13 protein-coding genes and 3 pseudogenes are annotated in these 15,422 nt (G+C 50.5%); 3 read left to right on the top strand and 13 right to left on the bottom strand.

What is annotated here, in order from left to right; translation table 11 throughout:
• Window positions 1-323 precede the first annotated feature (323 nt).
• A pseudogene (locus QYH43_RS02340) lies at window positions 324-638 on the bottom strand (anti-virulence regulator CigR family protein); the annotation flags it as partial.
• A gap of 8 nt (window positions 639-646) precedes the next feature.
• On the opposite strand from QYH43_RS02340, the pseudogene QYH43_RS02335 reads away from it, so the two are divergent.
• Window positions 647-1,495: pseudogene (locus tag QYH43_RS02335) on the top strand (IS66 family transposase); the annotation flags it as partial.
• A gap of 3 nt (window positions 1,496-1,498) precedes the next feature.
• On the top strand, window positions 1,499-2,077 hold the full coding sequence (locus QYH43_RS02330) for a plasmid pRiA4b ORF-3 family protein (protein WP_218425377.1): 579 nt from the start codon (window positions 1,499-1,501) through the stop codon (window positions 2,075-2,077).
• Here the strand turns inward: QYH43_RS02330 and QYH43_RS02325 are convergent.
• From QYH43_RS02325 to QYH43_RS02280, 11 genes and pseudogenes are all read right to left on the bottom strand, one after another.
• Window positions 2,067-2,246, bottom strand: a complete 180-nt coding sequence (locus QYH43_RS02325; RefSeq protein WP_256352779.1) for a DUF3800 domain-containing protein — start codon at window positions 2,244-2,246, stop codon at window positions 2,067-2,069. The genes QYH43_RS02330 and QYH43_RS02325 overlap by 11 nt on opposite strands.
• Before the next feature lie 543 nt (window positions 2,247-2,789).
• Window positions 2,790-3,551, bottom strand: coding sequence for an SDR family NAD(P)-dependent oxidoreductase (locus tag QYH43_RS02320; RefSeq protein WP_150779002.1), 762 nt, complete (start codon window positions 3,549-3,551; stop codon window positions 2,790-2,792).
• Between the two features lie 159 nt (window positions 3,552-3,710).
• Window positions 3,711-6,146 carry a LuxR C-terminal-related transcriptional regulator gene (locus QYH43_RS02315; RefSeq protein WP_218425378.1) on the bottom strand — a complete coding sequence of 812 codons (2,436 nt, stop codon included), beginning with the start codon at window positions 6,144-6,146 and terminating at the stop codon, window positions 3,711-3,713.
• Between the two features lie 583 nt (window positions 6,147-6,729).
• Window positions 6,730-7,704, bottom strand: coding sequence for a quinone oxidoreductase (locus QYH43_RS02310; RefSeq protein WP_218425379.1), 975 nt, complete (start codon window positions 7,702-7,704; stop codon window positions 6,730-6,732).
• Between the two features lie 281 nt (window positions 7,705-7,985).
• Window positions 7,986-9,248 (bottom strand): OprD family porin, encoded by a 1,263-nt coding sequence (locus QYH43_RS02305; RefSeq protein ID WP_301156119.1) that lies wholly within the window; start codon window positions 9,246-9,248, stop codon window positions 7,986-7,988.
• Window positions 9,249-9,477: 229 nt separating this feature from the next.
• Window positions 9,478-9,612: a DUF1330 domain-containing protein gene (locus tag QYH43_RS26885; protein ID WP_218425381.1), complete on the bottom strand. Its 135-nt coding sequence runs from the start codon at window positions 9,610-9,612 to the stop codon at window positions 9,478-9,480.
• On the bottom strand, window positions 9,599-9,778 hold the full coding sequence (locus tag QYH43_RS02300) for a DUF1330 domain-containing protein (RefSeq protein WP_218425382.1): 180 nt from the start codon (window positions 9,776-9,778) through the stop codon (window positions 9,599-9,601). Before QYH43_RS02300 ends, QYH43_RS26885 begins: the two co-directional genes overlap by 14 nt.
• Before the next feature lie 95 nt (window positions 9,779-9,873).
• On the bottom strand, window positions 9,874-10,323 hold the full coding sequence (locus QYH43_RS02295) for a cupin domain-containing protein (protein ID WP_218425383.1): 450 nt from the start codon (window positions 10,321-10,323) through the stop codon (window positions 9,874-9,876).
• A gap of 158 nt (window positions 10,324-10,481) precedes the next feature.
• On the bottom strand, window positions 10,482-11,882 hold the full coding sequence (locus tag QYH43_RS02290; RefSeq protein WP_053154103.1) for a GntP family permease: 1,401 nt from the start codon (window positions 11,880-11,882) through the stop codon (window positions 10,482-10,484).
• 95 nt (window positions 11,883-11,977) lie between these two features.
• Window positions 11,978-12,754, bottom strand: coding sequence for an SDR family NAD(P)-dependent oxidoreductase (locus QYH43_RS02285; RefSeq protein ID WP_218425384.1), 777 nt, complete (start codon window positions 12,752-12,754; stop codon window positions 11,978-11,980).
• Between the two features lie 80 nt (window positions 12,755-12,834).
• A pseudogene (locus QYH43_RS02280) lies at window positions 12,835-13,122 on the bottom strand (hypothetical protein); the annotation flags it as partial.
• 351 nt (window positions 13,123-13,473) lie between these two features.
• Here QYH43_RS02280 and QYH43_RS02275 point away from each other — a divergent pair.
• Window positions 13,474-14,049 (top strand): LuxR C-terminal-related transcriptional regulator, encoded by a 576-nt coding sequence (locus QYH43_RS02275; RefSeq protein ID WP_218425385.1) that lies wholly within the window; start codon window positions 13,474-13,476, stop codon window positions 14,047-14,049.
• Window positions 14,050-14,838: 789 nt separating this feature from the next.
• Here the strand turns inward: QYH43_RS02275 and QYH43_RS02270 are convergent.
• Window positions 14,839-15,321, bottom strand: coding sequence for a hypothetical protein (locus QYH43_RS02270; RefSeq protein WP_218425386.1), 483 nt, complete (start codon window positions 15,319-15,321; stop codon window positions 14,839-14,841).
• Window positions 15,322-15,422 lie beyond the last annotated feature (101 nt).

Below are 15,422 nucleotides of genomic sequence, written 5' to 3'. Positions count from 1 at the left end.
CACCACCACCACCACCACCACCACCACCACCACCACCACCACCACCATCCTTCGCATAGGCGGAGTTCATGATAGAGAGGTCAGAGGGAAGTAAAGGGGCTGCTGCAAGCATCAGGGCGCAGGACATGACAGCAACGAGATTCTTATTCTTTAAAAGCATGATTGCTTCCTTTGGGTGATATCACCTTTTATAAGACGCACTCGGTGCCGGACAGTTCAATTACTGCGAAAAACCAAGTGACTGCACACTGTCGCCATCAGCCCTCCGCCAGAAGAAGCACACACAGCGTAAGTGAGGAACATCTGTGTTCATCACTCAAGAATTAATCAAATGCACCGTTGAGTACTTCATAGATGAGCCCGGTTGCCAGCGCGACCAGTATCAAGTCGGTGCCCGCTTGCTGCCATTCGTATCCATCGTAATGAGGCAATCTACCGACCAACCGACCGTCCAGTTTTTTGGCAATCCCGGGTGGAAGCGGTTTGCCCCGTGCGAGGTTCTTTTGAATACCTGGCGGCAATGCAGGGCTTGGGCTCCAATAGTCTCGATAGCCGCCCACAATACCGAGAACGCTACTGTGATTAATGCTCGGGCCATGATCCCAATCGCCACCATCGGAATGTTTACCTTTGTTTCCATGAGCACCACGTCATGAGCGGTCACAAAGTCCATGCCGACGACACGCCGATTGGCGTGCTCGCGCCGGGCAACGGCAAGACCAAAACGGCTCGCCTATGGACGTACGTGCGGGACGATCGACCTGCGGGTGACGCGACACCGGCGGCGGTCTGGTTTGCCTACTCGCCGGATCGCAAGGGGCAACATCCTCGTGCTCATCTCAAAAATTTCAGCGGGATCTTGCAGGCTGACGGCTACGCCGGTTTTGCTCAGCTGTATGAGGCAGGCACCATTCAGGAAGCCGCCTGCTGGGCTCACGCCCGCCGCAAGTTTTACGATGTCTACAAAGATCAGGCTTCACCACTTGCCAGCGACGCGCTGCAACGGATTGCGGCCCTGTATGCCATTGAGAGCGAGATCCGAGGACAGCCGCCAGATCAGAGAAAAGCGGTTCGGCAAAGCCGGGCCAGTCCGCTGCTGGAACAACTTCACGCATGGTTTAACCAGACATTGACTCAACTGTCGAAAAAATCGGCATTGGGCGGTGAGATCTTCTATGCGCTCAATCGGTGGCAGGCTTTAATCCGCTACTGCGATGACGGCCGAATCGAAATCGACAACAACGCCGCCGAACGGGCGCTACGCGCCGTCGCGCTGGGCCGCAAAAACTACCTGTTTGCTGGCTCCGATGCCGGAGGAGAACGAGCGGCTGCGATTTACAGCCTGGTGGGCACTGCCAAGTTAAACGGGTTAAATCCGCAGGCGTATCTGACCTACGTGCTGGAGCACATTGCCGAACACCCCATCAATCGGGTGAGCGAGTTGCTGCCCTGGAATATTTCCTTGAACCACACTGAATACTGCGAGGCCGCTTGATCCATGGTTAAAACTGTCCGCGTACCCAAACCCGCCTCCGAATTGTTGCTGCTGCACATTGAGCTGAAGGGGATCACTCCGACGATCTGGCGTCGGTTCGCGGTGCCTGAAAACATCACCTTGGGCAAATTGCACCATGTCATCCAGGTCGTGATGGGCTGGAGTGATAGCCATCTGCATGAGTTTGAAATTGCCGGTGAGCGTTATGGCATGCCCGATCCCGATGGCTGGGGGCCGACGGTGAACCCGGAAGCTCGTAAAACGCTGATCAAGGCGCTGAGCGGTAAGCGAACATTCGACTACCTCTATGACTTTGGTGACAGTTGGCATCACCGTATTAAGGTCGAAAAAACACTACCCGCCATTGCCTGTCCTCAAGTGCCGTATTGCATCGACGGTGCCAATGCTTGCCCACCGGAAGACGTAGGTGGCGGACTAGGTTACGAGGAGTTTTTGGAAGCGATGGCCAACCCCGATCATCCAGAGCATGACGAGATGGTTGAATGGCATGGCGATGTTTTTGATCCAGCAGCATTTGAGTGCGAGCGCGTGAACCAGTGGTTTAAACGGATTAAGGTTTGAGTTGCGAGGCGGTGTAGTTCGGACGCTTACGCATGACCCAACTATCCCCTTCCAGATCTTTCTCTGCCACCAGAATGGAGCACACGATGAAGAAGCCCGAGCTTCCTCCCTTTGACGTATCAAGGTTGGAATTCCCGGACTCATCCACGAAGGCATATGTTCTGTCCATGGGCGTGCTCCATCAACATCTGACTGAGCGCAGTGGGTCGCCCAGTGGCAAGGTGGCGGTCTCAGTTCGTGGCAGTAGTTACGCCGGGCGTAGGGCCTTCACTGAACGTGTAGAACGCACATCCCCATAATTGCGATGAGCTTTTTCATTTCCGTCCTTGATCGTAGAAAGCTCCAAATCTAGCTGGCATCGAGGCTAAAAGCCATCAACAATGTTGATCAGCTACTTTCCCAGTTTCACATTAGTCAGAGCATCTCAGGAGCCCTCTCCGGCCAACCTGACCCTCTCACCTGCTACCTGGCCTCGACCGTCCATAAATGGTCTACCTTCGTCGTGTAGCTCTTGATCATCAGGTCTCGGCGCTTCAACCAACATTCATCAGGGCCCATTTATGCTTGAAGCAAATTGAGCGCGGATGGGTAGTATCCGTCCGGCGAAGCCCTCTACCCAGCCCTGAAAAGCTATGGTATCCGTCCGGCGTTTGGCGAGTCGGCGAAACAGGGTGACTCGTCTTCTCGCCTGCTCCACCGGAGCACGCTAAACCTAGGTCAGATTCAACCCGCCGTCTGACAGGAGTATCTCGCCGGTTAAGTAGTCCGACTCGACCAGCATTACAACAGCTTTTGCGATGTCGTCTGGGCTAGCGGCCCTGCGCATAGGTGCGCGTGTTCGCCACAACTCTTGGGCATCTGTCCACTCTGCGGTCAGAGGCGTGTCGACCAAGCCAGGCGCCACAGCGTTTACGCGAATTTCTGGCCCAAGCGATACCGCGAGCAAGCGGGTCATGTGATTAAGCGCAGCTTTGCTTACCGCATAGGGAATTGATGCGCCCTTAGGACGGATACCGGCATGCGAACTGATGTTTACGACGCAACCTGCTCGACGGTAACGGGCGGCATCGCGCAATGCCGATTCGGCCAAAGCGACCAGGTGGAACGGCGCCACGACATTAACCTCGTTAAGTTCGTGCCACACTGTCGAACTGGCAGAGGCAAGGTCGCCGTGCGGAATGACTCTGCTAATGCCGGCGTTATTGACCAATACGTCGAGCTGCCCCCATGCGGCGATTGCCTCGTTAACAAGCCTGACCCTGTCAGATTCGAAAGTAAGATCAGCTTGCACGTAAATAGCCTGTTTCATTTCGGCAACCATAGCGCGTCCCGTATCCGCAGAATTTCGCGAATGGAGCACCACCGCATAGCCTGCCCGGCTTAGTACACGTGCAATGGCTGCGCCGATACCGGAAGTCGATCCTGTAACCAACGCGACGCGTAATACGTTATCGATTGTCGGATTGGATTTCATATGGATGTCTCGAATTGGTTGCTACAGAGCCATTACCGTAGCACCAAGCAGGCAACGTCGGCAGCAGGCGGTCACGATAGGCAGGTATCCATTTTCAAATCAGGTTGGCGCTTATCCGATACAACTTGGCTCGACCTTTACGGAAGTGACTCAATATCCTTAGAGAAGATTCATTGATCTAGCTTTCGCTACTGCCTGAGCTCTGCGCCTAACTCCAAGCTTGCCACAGATTCGCTGTATATGGCTTTTCACAGTAAACATTGAGATGTACAATCGTCGCCCAATTTCTGCATTGGATAGGCAAGCTTCAACCAAACGTAAGACCTCTTTTTCTCGCTCCGAAAGCAGACCATCTTGTTTATCCCGCTCCACCAAGGAACAGAGTTCTGGAAAAGTTCGCTCCAGATACTCCATTGGCAAACGATGCTGCATTGGCTTGGCAGCTTCGAGTCCTTTTCGCAGCCATAATCTCGCTTCCTCTTTATCGCCGGCTTTGTAAGCAACGCGTGCCAGCTTGAACGTCAAGTCGGCGGCGCTGGCAAGGTAGCCAAGGGAATAAGCCTTAGTGATTATAGTTTGAATTTTACTGCTAGCCTGCAAGTAATCACACATGCCAACTTCAACAATTAAACCTTCACACTCGAACATCAGTTCCATGGTGGAAAGAGGTTGAGTGCTATTTCCCGACGCATGCCGCTGCTGAATATTGGCGAGCAACGGCAATGCACGTTCGGGCTCGCCACGACGGATCATTACCTTGGCTTGCGCTAACTCTAGGCAAGCCAAGTAACTCGATGATACCATTCTGCTTTCAGCCAATAACTTGGCTGCCTTATCAACCAAACTATTGGCCCTGCCGACTTCGTCGTCCAGTAGTGCTAAGTCTACCAACTCTAAAAGAGGCTGATAGGCGGCAGGTTCTAAAGCATTATGCATAATGCGAAAGCTCGTCCAGAACTGCTCCTCAGCCAAAGCCATTTTCCCAAGCCGCATCTGTATCTGTCCAAGCTTGAGGTAAGTGCGGCCAACCCAGCCTCGCTCGGAATAAATGGTGTTGGAGACAAGCAACAAATTACGCTCAAGCATTGCCTCCGCCGGCACCAATTGTCCTCGCACCATCATCACGTCAGCTTGATAGTTATCCACTACCAACGCTGGTAGTTCACTTTCGAACAACTTCAAGAACTGTCTTGCAGACGCTAATAGGTTATCAGCAACCTCAAGCTGACCGGCAAACAATGCGTGGTTGATTAAACTTGAGTGGCAAACCAAGTGTACCGCCCAATCTTGCACTGGTAAGACTTCAATGGCTTCTAGGCAATGTCGCCGAGCGTTCAAATGATCACCCGATGCATGGGCTAGAAGACCTAGCAGAGCTTGAGCCCGAGCTAACGTTCGCCGCTGGTGCTCGGCATCTGCTACAGGTAAAAATTTGTTAAGACTTTCTAGGCAGGTTGCAGCTTTCTCAACCTGAAAGGTTGCTCCAAATGCAAAAGCGTTGAGTAGAACTAGGTCGATGCTGCTATGGGTAAGACTGACAGGCAAGTCATTGAACCATTCAAAAACCTGTGTAGATTGGAACCCATATAGCAGACGTCTATTGGCAAGCTGCTCCAGTAATTTCGTAGCTCGGACATGCATGCCTGCAGCAAGCGCATGGTCGATTGCGAAGCGGTATTGCTCTCGATTTTCCAGCCAGTTACATGCCCGTAAGTGAATACGCTCCGCCTCCTCTGCAGTCAACTCCATCGTCAGAATGGAGGCTGCAGTAGGCATTAGCCGAAACCAGCCGGGATGCTCAGCAATGGGGTAAAGAAAAGCGCCTTGGCTTTCCAAATCCCGGAACCACGCGTGGCTGTTTTCAAGCTCGAGGAGGTACGAGCAAAGCGCGTCGTTGAAAGCTGAAGCAACGGCCAAAACGGCCAGTTGCCTTCGAAGCTTCTCGGACAGCGTGCCAAGTAACTCGATCTCAACGTAATCGCGTAGCAACGATTCGAGTTGGTAGTTAATGCTAAGGTGGTTACGCTGACTTTGCTGCGCGGCGAGCCAGATTGAGGCAGCAGCAAACCAGCCTTGAGTCTCTCGGAAGGTGCTCTCGAAAGCGTTGGTATCGCTCCCCTCGCCCAAAAGAATGGGCAGTTCGCCTTCGGTAATGGCGAGATCTACACCGTTTACTTCAAGAAGCTCATCAGCAATAAGCAATTTCGCCAAGTTGATACCAATCCGCCGCCTGGTAGTAACCCACCATTGAACAGAGTTATTGGGCAAATTCAGTAGTCGCCCCAGCAAGGCATCAAGCTCAGGCGTAGGTCGATGCGGGTAGTCATCGAGCATAATCCAGAGAGAATCAGAGACCGCCATCAACGTTTTGGTCAAGAGCAATTCGGTAGTGTTCTCTGGCGCACTATCGGTTAAAGCAGTAAGGATGTCCTGAAGAAATGCTTCGCTGCTTAGCTCCGCCCCATGCATAGAAAGCCAAATAATTCGCCCCGTAGTCCTAGTCCGCGCACAGTCCGCCATCAAGGTGGTTTTGCCGCTACCTGCCGCCGCACAAAACAAGCGCAGTCGGACGTCCCGAGAGAGCACCTTGTTCATCAGTGATGTGCGAATGATGTGGGATCTCGGTTTTCGTGGGAGCTGGGCACGCGAGAAGTAAAAAGGGGAAGCTGCTGGAATCATGGGCTCACTTATCTCATAGCAATGAAGCCTGTCCAATCTCTCAGCTCATAGTATGCGGCCAGTCCCTCTTGTACGCCAATCACCCCAAAGCACTAACAGCAAAATCAAAAGAACTACGGTTACGTTTATACACCCTAAAAAGCATAGAAAAACCATATATATCAACGGCTTATCGACAGTCTATTAATTTGGTGCTTTGGGGTTAATGCGATCAAGCATACCTGAGACGTAGTGTTCAGCTCTCTCATGAGTCCGGCCAGCACAGAGGGCTCATGCTGTTGAAGCGCGCCTGCTATCCTGCCGACCGAATACAGACATGGATTGCGCTCAATAATAAAAACAAGTGAGACATAGGATGCATAACCCACCTAAATTAAGCCGAGCAGTACGTGTGGCAGTCTGTGTTGCCGCTGACCGAAAACTGATCCAGTAAAGGCGGTGGGTCAGTTTTCAATCAGCGCCGACAGGTCACTATGCTGAATACTCAGAATTTGAGGATTCATGGTTTTAGAATGATTGCTCCCGATGAACGCCCCGACTCCAGGTCGGCATGTGCCAATGCTGTGTCTGCTAGCGAGTAGCTCGCCCAGATCCGAGGCTTGATGATACCCGCATCTACAGCAGCCAGGACATCCTGGGCACGCTCCTGATACTCAGCGTCAGTCGCCGTATGAGCTGCTAACGAAGGACGCGTCAGGAACAGGGAACCCTTGGCGTTGAGCATCGATAGCTCCACGGGTGAAGGGGCACCCGACGACGCGCCGAACGACACCATCAAACCGCGTGATCGCAGGCAGTCGAGAGACGCTTGGAAGGAAATGCGCCCTAAGGGGTCATAGACTACATCGACCTTTTTGCCATCGGTGATACGCACGACGTCCGACGCCAGGCTATCGGCATCGAACACCAAGACTTCATCGCACCCTGACGCCTTGGCTTTTTCGACACTGGCCTGCTTCGAAACCACCCCGATCACGGTCGCACCCAAGTGTTTTGCCCACGGCACCATGATTTCCCCCAGCCCTCCCGCTACGCCGTAGAGGAGAAGGGTTGTGCCCTCCCCAACGGGAAATGTCGTTTTCAATAAGTACTGCGCAGTAATACCTTTGAACATAACGGCTGCGGCGTCGTCGAACGACAGCCCATCCGGGATTTTGACTAGCCGCGCTGCCGGGTAAAGCCTATGCGAAGCATACGAACCAATTGGCCCGGTGGCATAAGCGACGCGATCACCGACTTTCACATTAGTTACCCCAACACCCACTGCAGCGACGCGTCCAGCTCCTTCTAGCCCAATTCCCGATGGCAACGCAATGGCCACCGCGCCCTTACGTTGAAGCACATCAAGAAAATTGACACCAATAGCCTCTTGTTCAAGCCAAACCTCGTCTTTACTTGGAGATTGTTGGTGCTGTACCTCCAGTATCAGTAGTTCAGGATTGCCAAATTGGTTAACCCGGATTGCAGACACCATTATTACTTCCTGTTTAAAAGCTATTAGAACAAATGAATAGACAGTTTTTTAGCACCATCTCATATGAACAAGATGGATTGACTGCAGAGCATTAACGCACATGTTGCATCAAAGAAATCCGTGAGTCGTGTGGCAACGCGTAGAGCGAGGTACCCAGCTAAAATGAATAGCCACGAAGGCATGACCTTACAAGTCGAGCAGAGCTGGAAGTGCCCCCCCCCGGAGATCGCCGGAGTGCAGCGACCAGCATGATCATCTGCTAACGCTCGGCGTGCGATTACTCAAAAATTGAAGGTATAGCGCATGATCAAGCGATTTTCGTTGGCGCTATCTGCATAATTTGAGCGATTCGTCGAGTTACGCCATTGTAAAGCCAGGCCTTTCGCAGGCCCACTTTGGATGGCGTATGAAATATCGGTTACCCTCTCCCATTCTTTTCCCTGATCTCCGACTAGGCGCAAAGCAGCAGCTTGCCGGGTCGTGAGAGGCTCTGGATTTAAGTCATCCCCTTTGACATATTTGGTTGTGAGTAATAGGCCAGGCAAACCCAACGCCGCGAAGTCATAGTCATAACGAGCAAACCAAACTTTCTCATTTGGTGCAGTAAACGTACTTACCAACGACTCGCCGAAGAGGTAAGAATCAGCGCCATTAACGAAAGCGAATGGCGTATCGCCCCACGCCTTCTGATAACCGCCACCGAAGGTATGCCCTTGTAGGTTGTAAGCAAAATAACTACTTAACGTTTGATTATCAACGCGGCCAAGCTTATTTGACCCGCTCTCCCCCGAATCAAAAAAACGCACATCGGCTATTACATTCCCTTTAAGGAGTGGCTGTGTAGTTTTTATACCAGCAAAATAAGTACGGTAAAGATCTTCAAGCTCAGCCGCGTGCAAACTTAGCGCTACATTACTTGTTGGTTTAAAGTCGAAGGCCAAGTAATTATAATTGTCCGCTTCAACAGGAGCATACCCAGTAGCCGTGAGAGATTCAAAATCAGTTGAATTTCTTTGTTTGACAGCAGTGATGCGTATCGCTGTCACCGTGAGTCTGCCGATGTCATTGACAGTTAGTAGGCCGCCACGAAAAACTTGTGGCAAGAGCCTGCTATTGTTGCTCCAGAGCAAGGGCATAAGAGGATTGACACCACCTATCCTCATTTCCGATTTCCCTAAACGCGCTTTTGCCGTGGCAACAAACTTACCGTACTCATCCTCAACATTGCGATCGGAATCAAAAGCAAGCAAGCCAGATCCCGTTCTATCCGAACTCGAATCCAGCTTCACGCCGACTAACCCGAGGGCATCAACACCGAAGCCCACCGTCCCATCGGTAAAACCCGACTGAAGATTTAAGATAAAACCCTGCGCCCATTCATCACGCTTGGACTGAGCTGCGCCTTCATTTCTAAAATCTCGATTGTAATAAAAATTCCTGAGTTCAAGGCTGCCCTTGAAATCATCGACAAAATTTGCGGAAGCGAAGGGGGCAACTAACAGAGACGAGCAGACACACGCGAGTCTTTGAGAAAAATTAAACATCACTGGCACCTTGTTTTTATTTTGTGCTAGGGATGAGCCACACAACTGCGGTTCATTTATTGACATTGCAGTGCTTTTCACTTCACCAAATAGAGCGGGGTATAAACATTCCTTCCAGTCGGTTAATCACCGACGACTTCTGACCAACCCCAAAGCAACAGTTCTAAATAAATCCATAGCAATCTGAACGCAGTCTGGAATCCAAAATCGCATGAGCAAGTAGAGGACACTACCCGGCGACCCCATCAAGGATATACAGATGAGCTGATGAGGATCTGAATCTGAAATCGATAATATCTTCATACTTTGGGGAGTAATAAAATTCGCGAGCTTTCTCGACGGACGAAAACTCAAGAAAAATCACGCGGCACGACTCGCTCACCCTCAATCACTTCAGGCGAATCGGTTGCAACTAAAAATTTTGCTTCGAATTTCTTTATTACCGGCTTCACCCTGCTCATATATTCCTCGTAAAAGGCATTTGGATCGGTAACTGTAAGCTCCGCAAAAAGGTAGCCCTTCTTACTCATTTTCACCACTTTTATAAAAAGTTAATCTGAACATTCAGATGAGGTGGAACAATTGAGGTTCCGCCTCACACATATCTAAAGTGCTTGGTGGCTGACTAAAAACCTGCTGGCAAGTGACTTGGCCGCTCGCAGGCGACTGTTCCCATTTTTGCAGGCACTGACATTTCAAACAGCTCAAGATCCGATGAGATAGCCGTTTCATTGTGTTTAAGTCCTGGCGGGATAAATAGCGATTCGCCAGTTTCAACACGGATAGTGCGCCCGTCTTCAAACTGAAGTTCAATCCACCCCCGAAGTGCGTATATAAAATGAACATCGCAGATATGATAATGCCATCCAGTCTGCTCCATTACATCAGTTGCGCAGGTGACCTGCGCCCTAGCTACACCGGCGGTTGCATCAGTTAAGCCAAGATCGCGATATTTGAAAAAAGCACGACGACCAGGAACAAAAGGGGCGTTTTGCGGAGTGACATATGTTAATTTTTTTGCCAACTCGGCAACAGATTCGGGGAGTTTCAGTGAGACTTTCGATTCAGCTTGCATCTATTCTCTCCTTACTTTACTAGGCGATAATCATGTGAACCATATTTATGGTTCGATCGACTACGAAATACGCTGCAAAAACTTGAGCCAACATGCCTTTTAAAAATCTACTACTGAGATATGACCAAAAAATGGCACTACTGGCACTAGCACACTGTTCAAATAAGCCCGGTGGTATAGAACATCGCAATCACAAAGAACACTGCAATGGTCTTGATGATGGTTATCCCAAATATCTCCTTGTATGACTGTCTATGGGTGAGTCCAGTGACGGCAAGCAATGTGATCACCGCACCATTGTGAGGTAGCGTATCCATGCCACCGCTTGCCATCGATACGACGCGATGCATAACTTCAAGCGGAATATTTGCAGCGTTAGCCGCTGCAATAAGTTGATCGCCCATTGCGGCGAGGGCAATGCTCAGCCCTCCTGACGCAGATCCTGTGATCCCTGCTAGCGTACTTACCGAAACAGCAGCCTTTATTAAGGGATCGGGGAGGTATTGGAGAGCACTACTAACCACGAGGAACCCTGGCAGGATTGCTATGACGCTACCGAAGCCATATTCAGACGCTGTATTGAGCGCTGCCATAGAAGCGCCGGAAACAGCTTGTTTGGCACCCGCTACAAAGCGCTCGCGGATCTGCCTAAATGCAACAGCTACCACAAATAAGATGCCACAAAGTAGCGCGCCCTGTACTGCCCAAATAGCGGCTGTGCTAGAGGTTTTTCCAGTAATAAGCGCCGGCAGCCCTGGAAAAAATTCGGGACTAATTGAGTATAGAGCACTGTACCAAGTCGGAATGTATACGGTGAGACAGTAGTTAACAACCCCCACTACTAGCAAAGAAGCCAACGCAAGAATGGGATTAGGTAGATTAGCGGACTGGACACGTTCAGGTTCATTAGTATGAGCCTCGCCATAACCTTCACCCGCGGACATAGCAGATTTGCGTCGATACTCCAAATAGATCAAACCTACAATTAATACAAATATGGAACCCGAAACACCTAGTATCGGAGCAGCCCAAGAAGTCGTATTAAAAAAAGTAGTTGGGATTATATTCTGGATTTGTGGTGTACCGGGAAGGGCATCCATAGTAAAAGAAAACGAACCCAAGGCTAGTGCACCAGGCATCAGACGCTTGGGAATATTGTTTTGACGATAAAGCTCCGCCGCAAACGGATATACAGCAAAGACAACAACGAATACGGAAACGCCACCGTAAGTCATCAGCGCACACGCGGCCACTACGATAAAGTTAACCTTAGAGCGACCAAAATAGCGGATTGCTGCAGCTACAATAGCTTCAGAAAATCCAGATATTTCAACGACCTTCCCAAATACAGCGCCTAGCAAAAACACCGGCAGATACAGCTTTAGAAATGTCGCCATCTTTTCAAGAAATACACCTGAGAAGATGGGTGCGACGGATGATGGATCGACAAAAAAAACAGCACCGAGGGCCGCCAATGGAGCTACCAGTATGACACTGTGCCCCCGGTAGGCCATGAACATGAGGAAACCTAACGCTGCTAAAGCAATAAGCACAGACATGGTATATCTCACACCTAATTAGATTTATTATTATTTAAAAAATTTGTTGATTTAGGCGATCTTGGGCCCATTAAGAGCTCAAGGAGTATAGCTAGTTAATTCAACTTTCCCGTCTTGCTTACACCGCTAGCGAGATACCCACCATCAACCGGCAAATATGCGCCATTGATATATGCCGCACCATCAGATAGCAGAAAAATGATTGTCGCGGTCATGTCATCAAGTACCCCTAGGCGACGTGCTGGGATCATTGAGGTGTACGCTTCAATTGTTTCGGGCGTATAACTCGCCTCAGTTAATGGAGTGAGAACTGGGCCTGGGGCGATAGCGTTTGCTGTAATACCATGAGGGCCTAGCTCCATTGAAAGCTGTTTAGTAAGCCCGACCATGGCTGCTTTAGAAGTGCCATAAGCGGTACGCCCAATCCCAGCACGTACGGCGCTCACCGACGCAACGTTGACTATACGACCGTACCCCGCCTTTATCATGCTTTTGCCGGCACGCTGTGAGCACAGAAAAGTACCCGTGACGTTCACAGCCATCACCTTGTTGAACAGCTCAAGCGGATAGTCGATAAACGCGTGAATTCCCAGAATGCCAGCGCTGTTGACTAGCAGGTGGGTGGTGCCTCCATACCATTCCTCAGCAGTTTTGAACGCGGAATCCACGGAATTTGCGTCCGACACATCAATCGATACAGCAATGGCGTTACCACCTTGATTCAAAATAAAATTTGCGACTTTAGATGCGTTCTCTAGGTTCAGATCAGCCACTACTACGTGAGCACCTTTGGCCCCCAACGCAACCGCAGCAGCCTCGCCAATACCCGAACCACCACCAGTTACAAAAGCAGTTTTGTTTTCAAAAGTCATACTGCACACCTCAGGCTATGTTTTTTAATTATTTTAACGCAGCAATCATGGTAAATTCATACATCCGACTACCGGCTAAACTATCGCTGTATCTGACGATCAATATTATTATTCTGACTATTATCAAAAGTGACAATCTGCGAAAAGCTCGAGCACACCACAAAATCATCCTTGCGCAAAATTAACAAGGCCACAATAGAAATCAATCCGGTACCCACATAGAAATACCAGGGCGACAATATATCTCCAGTTATTTTAATTAACCAAGTAGAGACAAATGGAGCACTATCGCCAAACAAGGCCACCGAAAGTTTATAAGCTACCGCAATACCAGCAGAGCGAATAAGCGCGGGAAGGAGTTCACTCATTGTTGTGGTCTCGATCTTTTTCGGCTCGCTTTTAATCAGTAACTGGCAGCCTCTTACAGGACGTGTCAGATGCTCAACTATCAATCCATCGAAGTATTTTCGACAACGGCTGGCCAAAGCGACTTGCCTGACGATGACGACCCCCCCCCGGTTTATCTGTGATACGTGATCTTGGACTGCATGTGCCGGGATCTCATGTTCCCCTATGACATTTCCCTAGCGTCGTTCGGTAACGAGTACCTAGATTGCCGCAATGCCGAGAGCTTTCGCTATTCGTGCAACTACGTACAGGGATTGGTAACCTAGAGGTAGTTGATTCTCCTACCACCACTTATTTCAGGGTTGAGAACGATGACTGACCCAACGCGCCGACAGCTACAAGACCTCGAGCGTCTGGCCTTCCAGGTCTCTCCTGCACCGCAGGTGATTACGGGAGATAGGTGCATACTAGAGCTCAATGATGCGTTCCTGACCCTATTTGGATTCAAGCGAGAGGAGTTGCTCGGCGAGCTTCTACTGAAGCTTTACCCGTCTAAGGCGGACTTTAAGATCATCGGTGATCGCAGCCTGAATTGGTTACGGCATGCCCAGAATGGTGCGTACTCGGACGAACGCTTCATGCAGCATCAGAGCGGTGAGGTTTTTTGGGCGAGGGCTAAGGGGTACACGTTGACGCCAGAAGATCCTTTTCATCTCATGGTTTGGCATTTTGAGCGGATTGACCAAGCTGTTCGTCCGACCGTCAACCTCACGCCCCGAGAGCGGGAGATTGCCGTTCATATCGTCAATGGGCTCACATGCAAAGAAATAGGGCGTAAATTCGATATTTCACATCGGACTGTAGAGGTACACCGTGGGCGGCTTATGAAAAAGCTGAAGGCAAAAAATAGCGCTGAACTTGTTTCAAAAATTATTGTTTTGAAATAGATATCATGTCTTTTGATGCACTCGCGATGGCTGCGTAACTCTAGCCGCTCAAGTTAAAGTCGCTCTTCAAACACACTTTAAATCTGACTTGCTCGCATGCGTTACGTTGCAGTAGATAAAGCAGCATTGGCTTGTGGATGCGGGTTCGGCTGTTTCGGCAGTCCGTAGTGCGACACGGCTCAGAACCGGGTTGGATTCCGAGCAACGTCGGCTCCAGTACTCTGTTTCCTTTTGCAGCGCGTCGGTACGGCGTCATTGTCCGTACCGACTAACAAAGTGTGATAGCCACCTGGAAGAAACTCTCTCACGGTGCGAGAGATTCCTTGCTTGTTGCAACTACACCTACATTGCTCCGGTTCGAAGACCAGTCGGAGCCCGGCTGGACGAACTCTCCGGTCTTGTCACCAAAAGCTCGTACACCATCTTTAGTTCCCTGTAGTTGCCACATGAACCAAGTGGTGGGATTTCCGAGGTAGCCGTATACACCAGTGATACACCTCCCGCTGGAGACTTTGCTGCAAGAGGGCTCACCCATGATGTCGTCGTGCCGGGCCTGTGACAGAATACCGTAAGCCTTGGTTACGGCACCTTGGGTTATGGCGTCGTAGTAGGGCTTCACATCCCCCTCCCCGCCATCCCCCTCACTCTTGATAAGCAGTATGGCCCCTTTATTCGTATTACCAAGACTGACCAAGGTCACACCGCTGATCAGTCGAGTAAACCATTTCGGCGGAGGATGAATCGCAACGAAGGCAGAAAACGGAGCCTGCATATCCTGGAACAGGCGGATTACGGATCCAGCGCCTTGGGAATGCCCTGCGGCTCCGATTTTTTTTCATCTACCTTCCCACAGAAAGGGCTCCCTGCTATGCGCCCCTGCTGAATAATGTAATTCGCAGCATCTGTCGTCGAGGCACCATCCGCCGTATCAGTGTCGCGTGATGAAACGACGATGAAGCCCCAAGATGCAAGGTGCCGCAGGAAATATCGATATTTTCTTGCGGGTTGGCCTGTTCCATTGGCCCAAGCAACCACCGGGTGGCGAACGTCACCGGCGGAGCCACCGAGGCTCAAGGGACGGAAGATGTCACACAAGTGCCCCTCTCGATCAAAGGGTTCGGTCGTGGTTGTCTTGGTGACAGCCCAACGGCCTGCAGCCTGGTACTTGGCTTCGATCGGCCCTTTAGGAGTGTAGGCGAAACCGTCCTGTGCTTGAGCCGTGTAAACGAACGGGACTGCACTAAAGACCATAATGTGGAGCCAATGCTTCATGAAGTCCACCCTTTGCTCCGTTGCAATATGTTCCAATAATACATATATATCCTAACGCCTCAACATGAGGCAGACCCAATTTCTCCGTTACAAGTATTCGC

Source organism: Pseudomonas sp. C32, assembly GCF_030417915.1.
In the GTDB taxonomy this organism is placed as follows: Bacteria; Pseudomonadota; Gammaproteobacteria; order Pseudomonadales; family Pseudomonadaceae; genus Aquipseudomonas.
The sequence above is the reverse complement of the archived record's forward strand: the minus strand, read 5'-3'. Positions and strand labels throughout refer to the sequence as shown.

Coding starts and splice junctions, on each gene's coding strand:
- QYH43_RS02330 (WP_218425377.1), top strand. CDS start 1,499: ATGGTTAAAACTGTCCGCGTACCCAAACCCGCCTCCGAATTGTTGCTG.
- QYH43_RS02270 (WP_218425386.1), bottom strand. CDS start 15,321: ATGAAGCATTGGCTCCACATTATGGTCTTTAGTGCAGTCCCGTTCGTT.
- QYH43_RS02275 (WP_218425385.1), top strand. CDS start 13,474: ATGACTGACCCAACGCGCCGACAGCTACAAGACCTCGAGCGTCTGGCC.
- QYH43_RS02310 (WP_218425379.1), bottom strand. CDS start 7,704: ATGGTGTCTGCAATCCGGGTTAACCAATTTGGCAATCCTGAACTACTG.
- QYH43_RS02315 (WP_218425378.1), bottom strand. CDS start 6,146: ATGAACAAGGTGCTCTCTCGGGACGTCCGACTGCGCTTGTTTTGTGCG.
- QYH43_RS02290 (WP_053154103.1), bottom strand. CDS start 11,882: ATGTCTGTGCTTATTGCTTTAGCAGCGTTAGGTTTCCTCATGTTCATG.
- QYH43_RS02295 (WP_218425383.1), bottom strand. CDS start 10,323: ATGCAAGCTGAATCGAAAGTCTCACTGAAACTCCCCGAATCTGTTGCC.
- QYH43_RS02285 (WP_218425384.1), bottom strand. CDS start 12,754: ATGACTTTTGAAAACAAAACTGCTTTTGTAACTGGTGGTGGTTCGGGT.
- QYH43_RS02325 (WP_256352779.1), bottom strand. CDS start 2,246: ATGGACAGAACATATGCCTTCGTGGATGAGTCCGGGAATTCCAACCTT.
- QYH43_RS02305 (WP_301156119.1), bottom strand. CDS start 9,248: ATGTTTAATTTTTCTCAAAGACTCGCGTGTGTCTGCTCGTCTCTGTTA.
- QYH43_RS02320 (WP_150779002.1), bottom strand. CDS start 3,551: ATGAAATCCAATCCGACAATCGATAACGTATTACGCGTCGCGTTGGTT.
- QYH43_RS02300 (WP_218425382.1), bottom strand. CDS start 9,778: ATGAGTAAGAAGGGCTACCTTTTTGCGGAGCTTACAGTTACCGATCCA.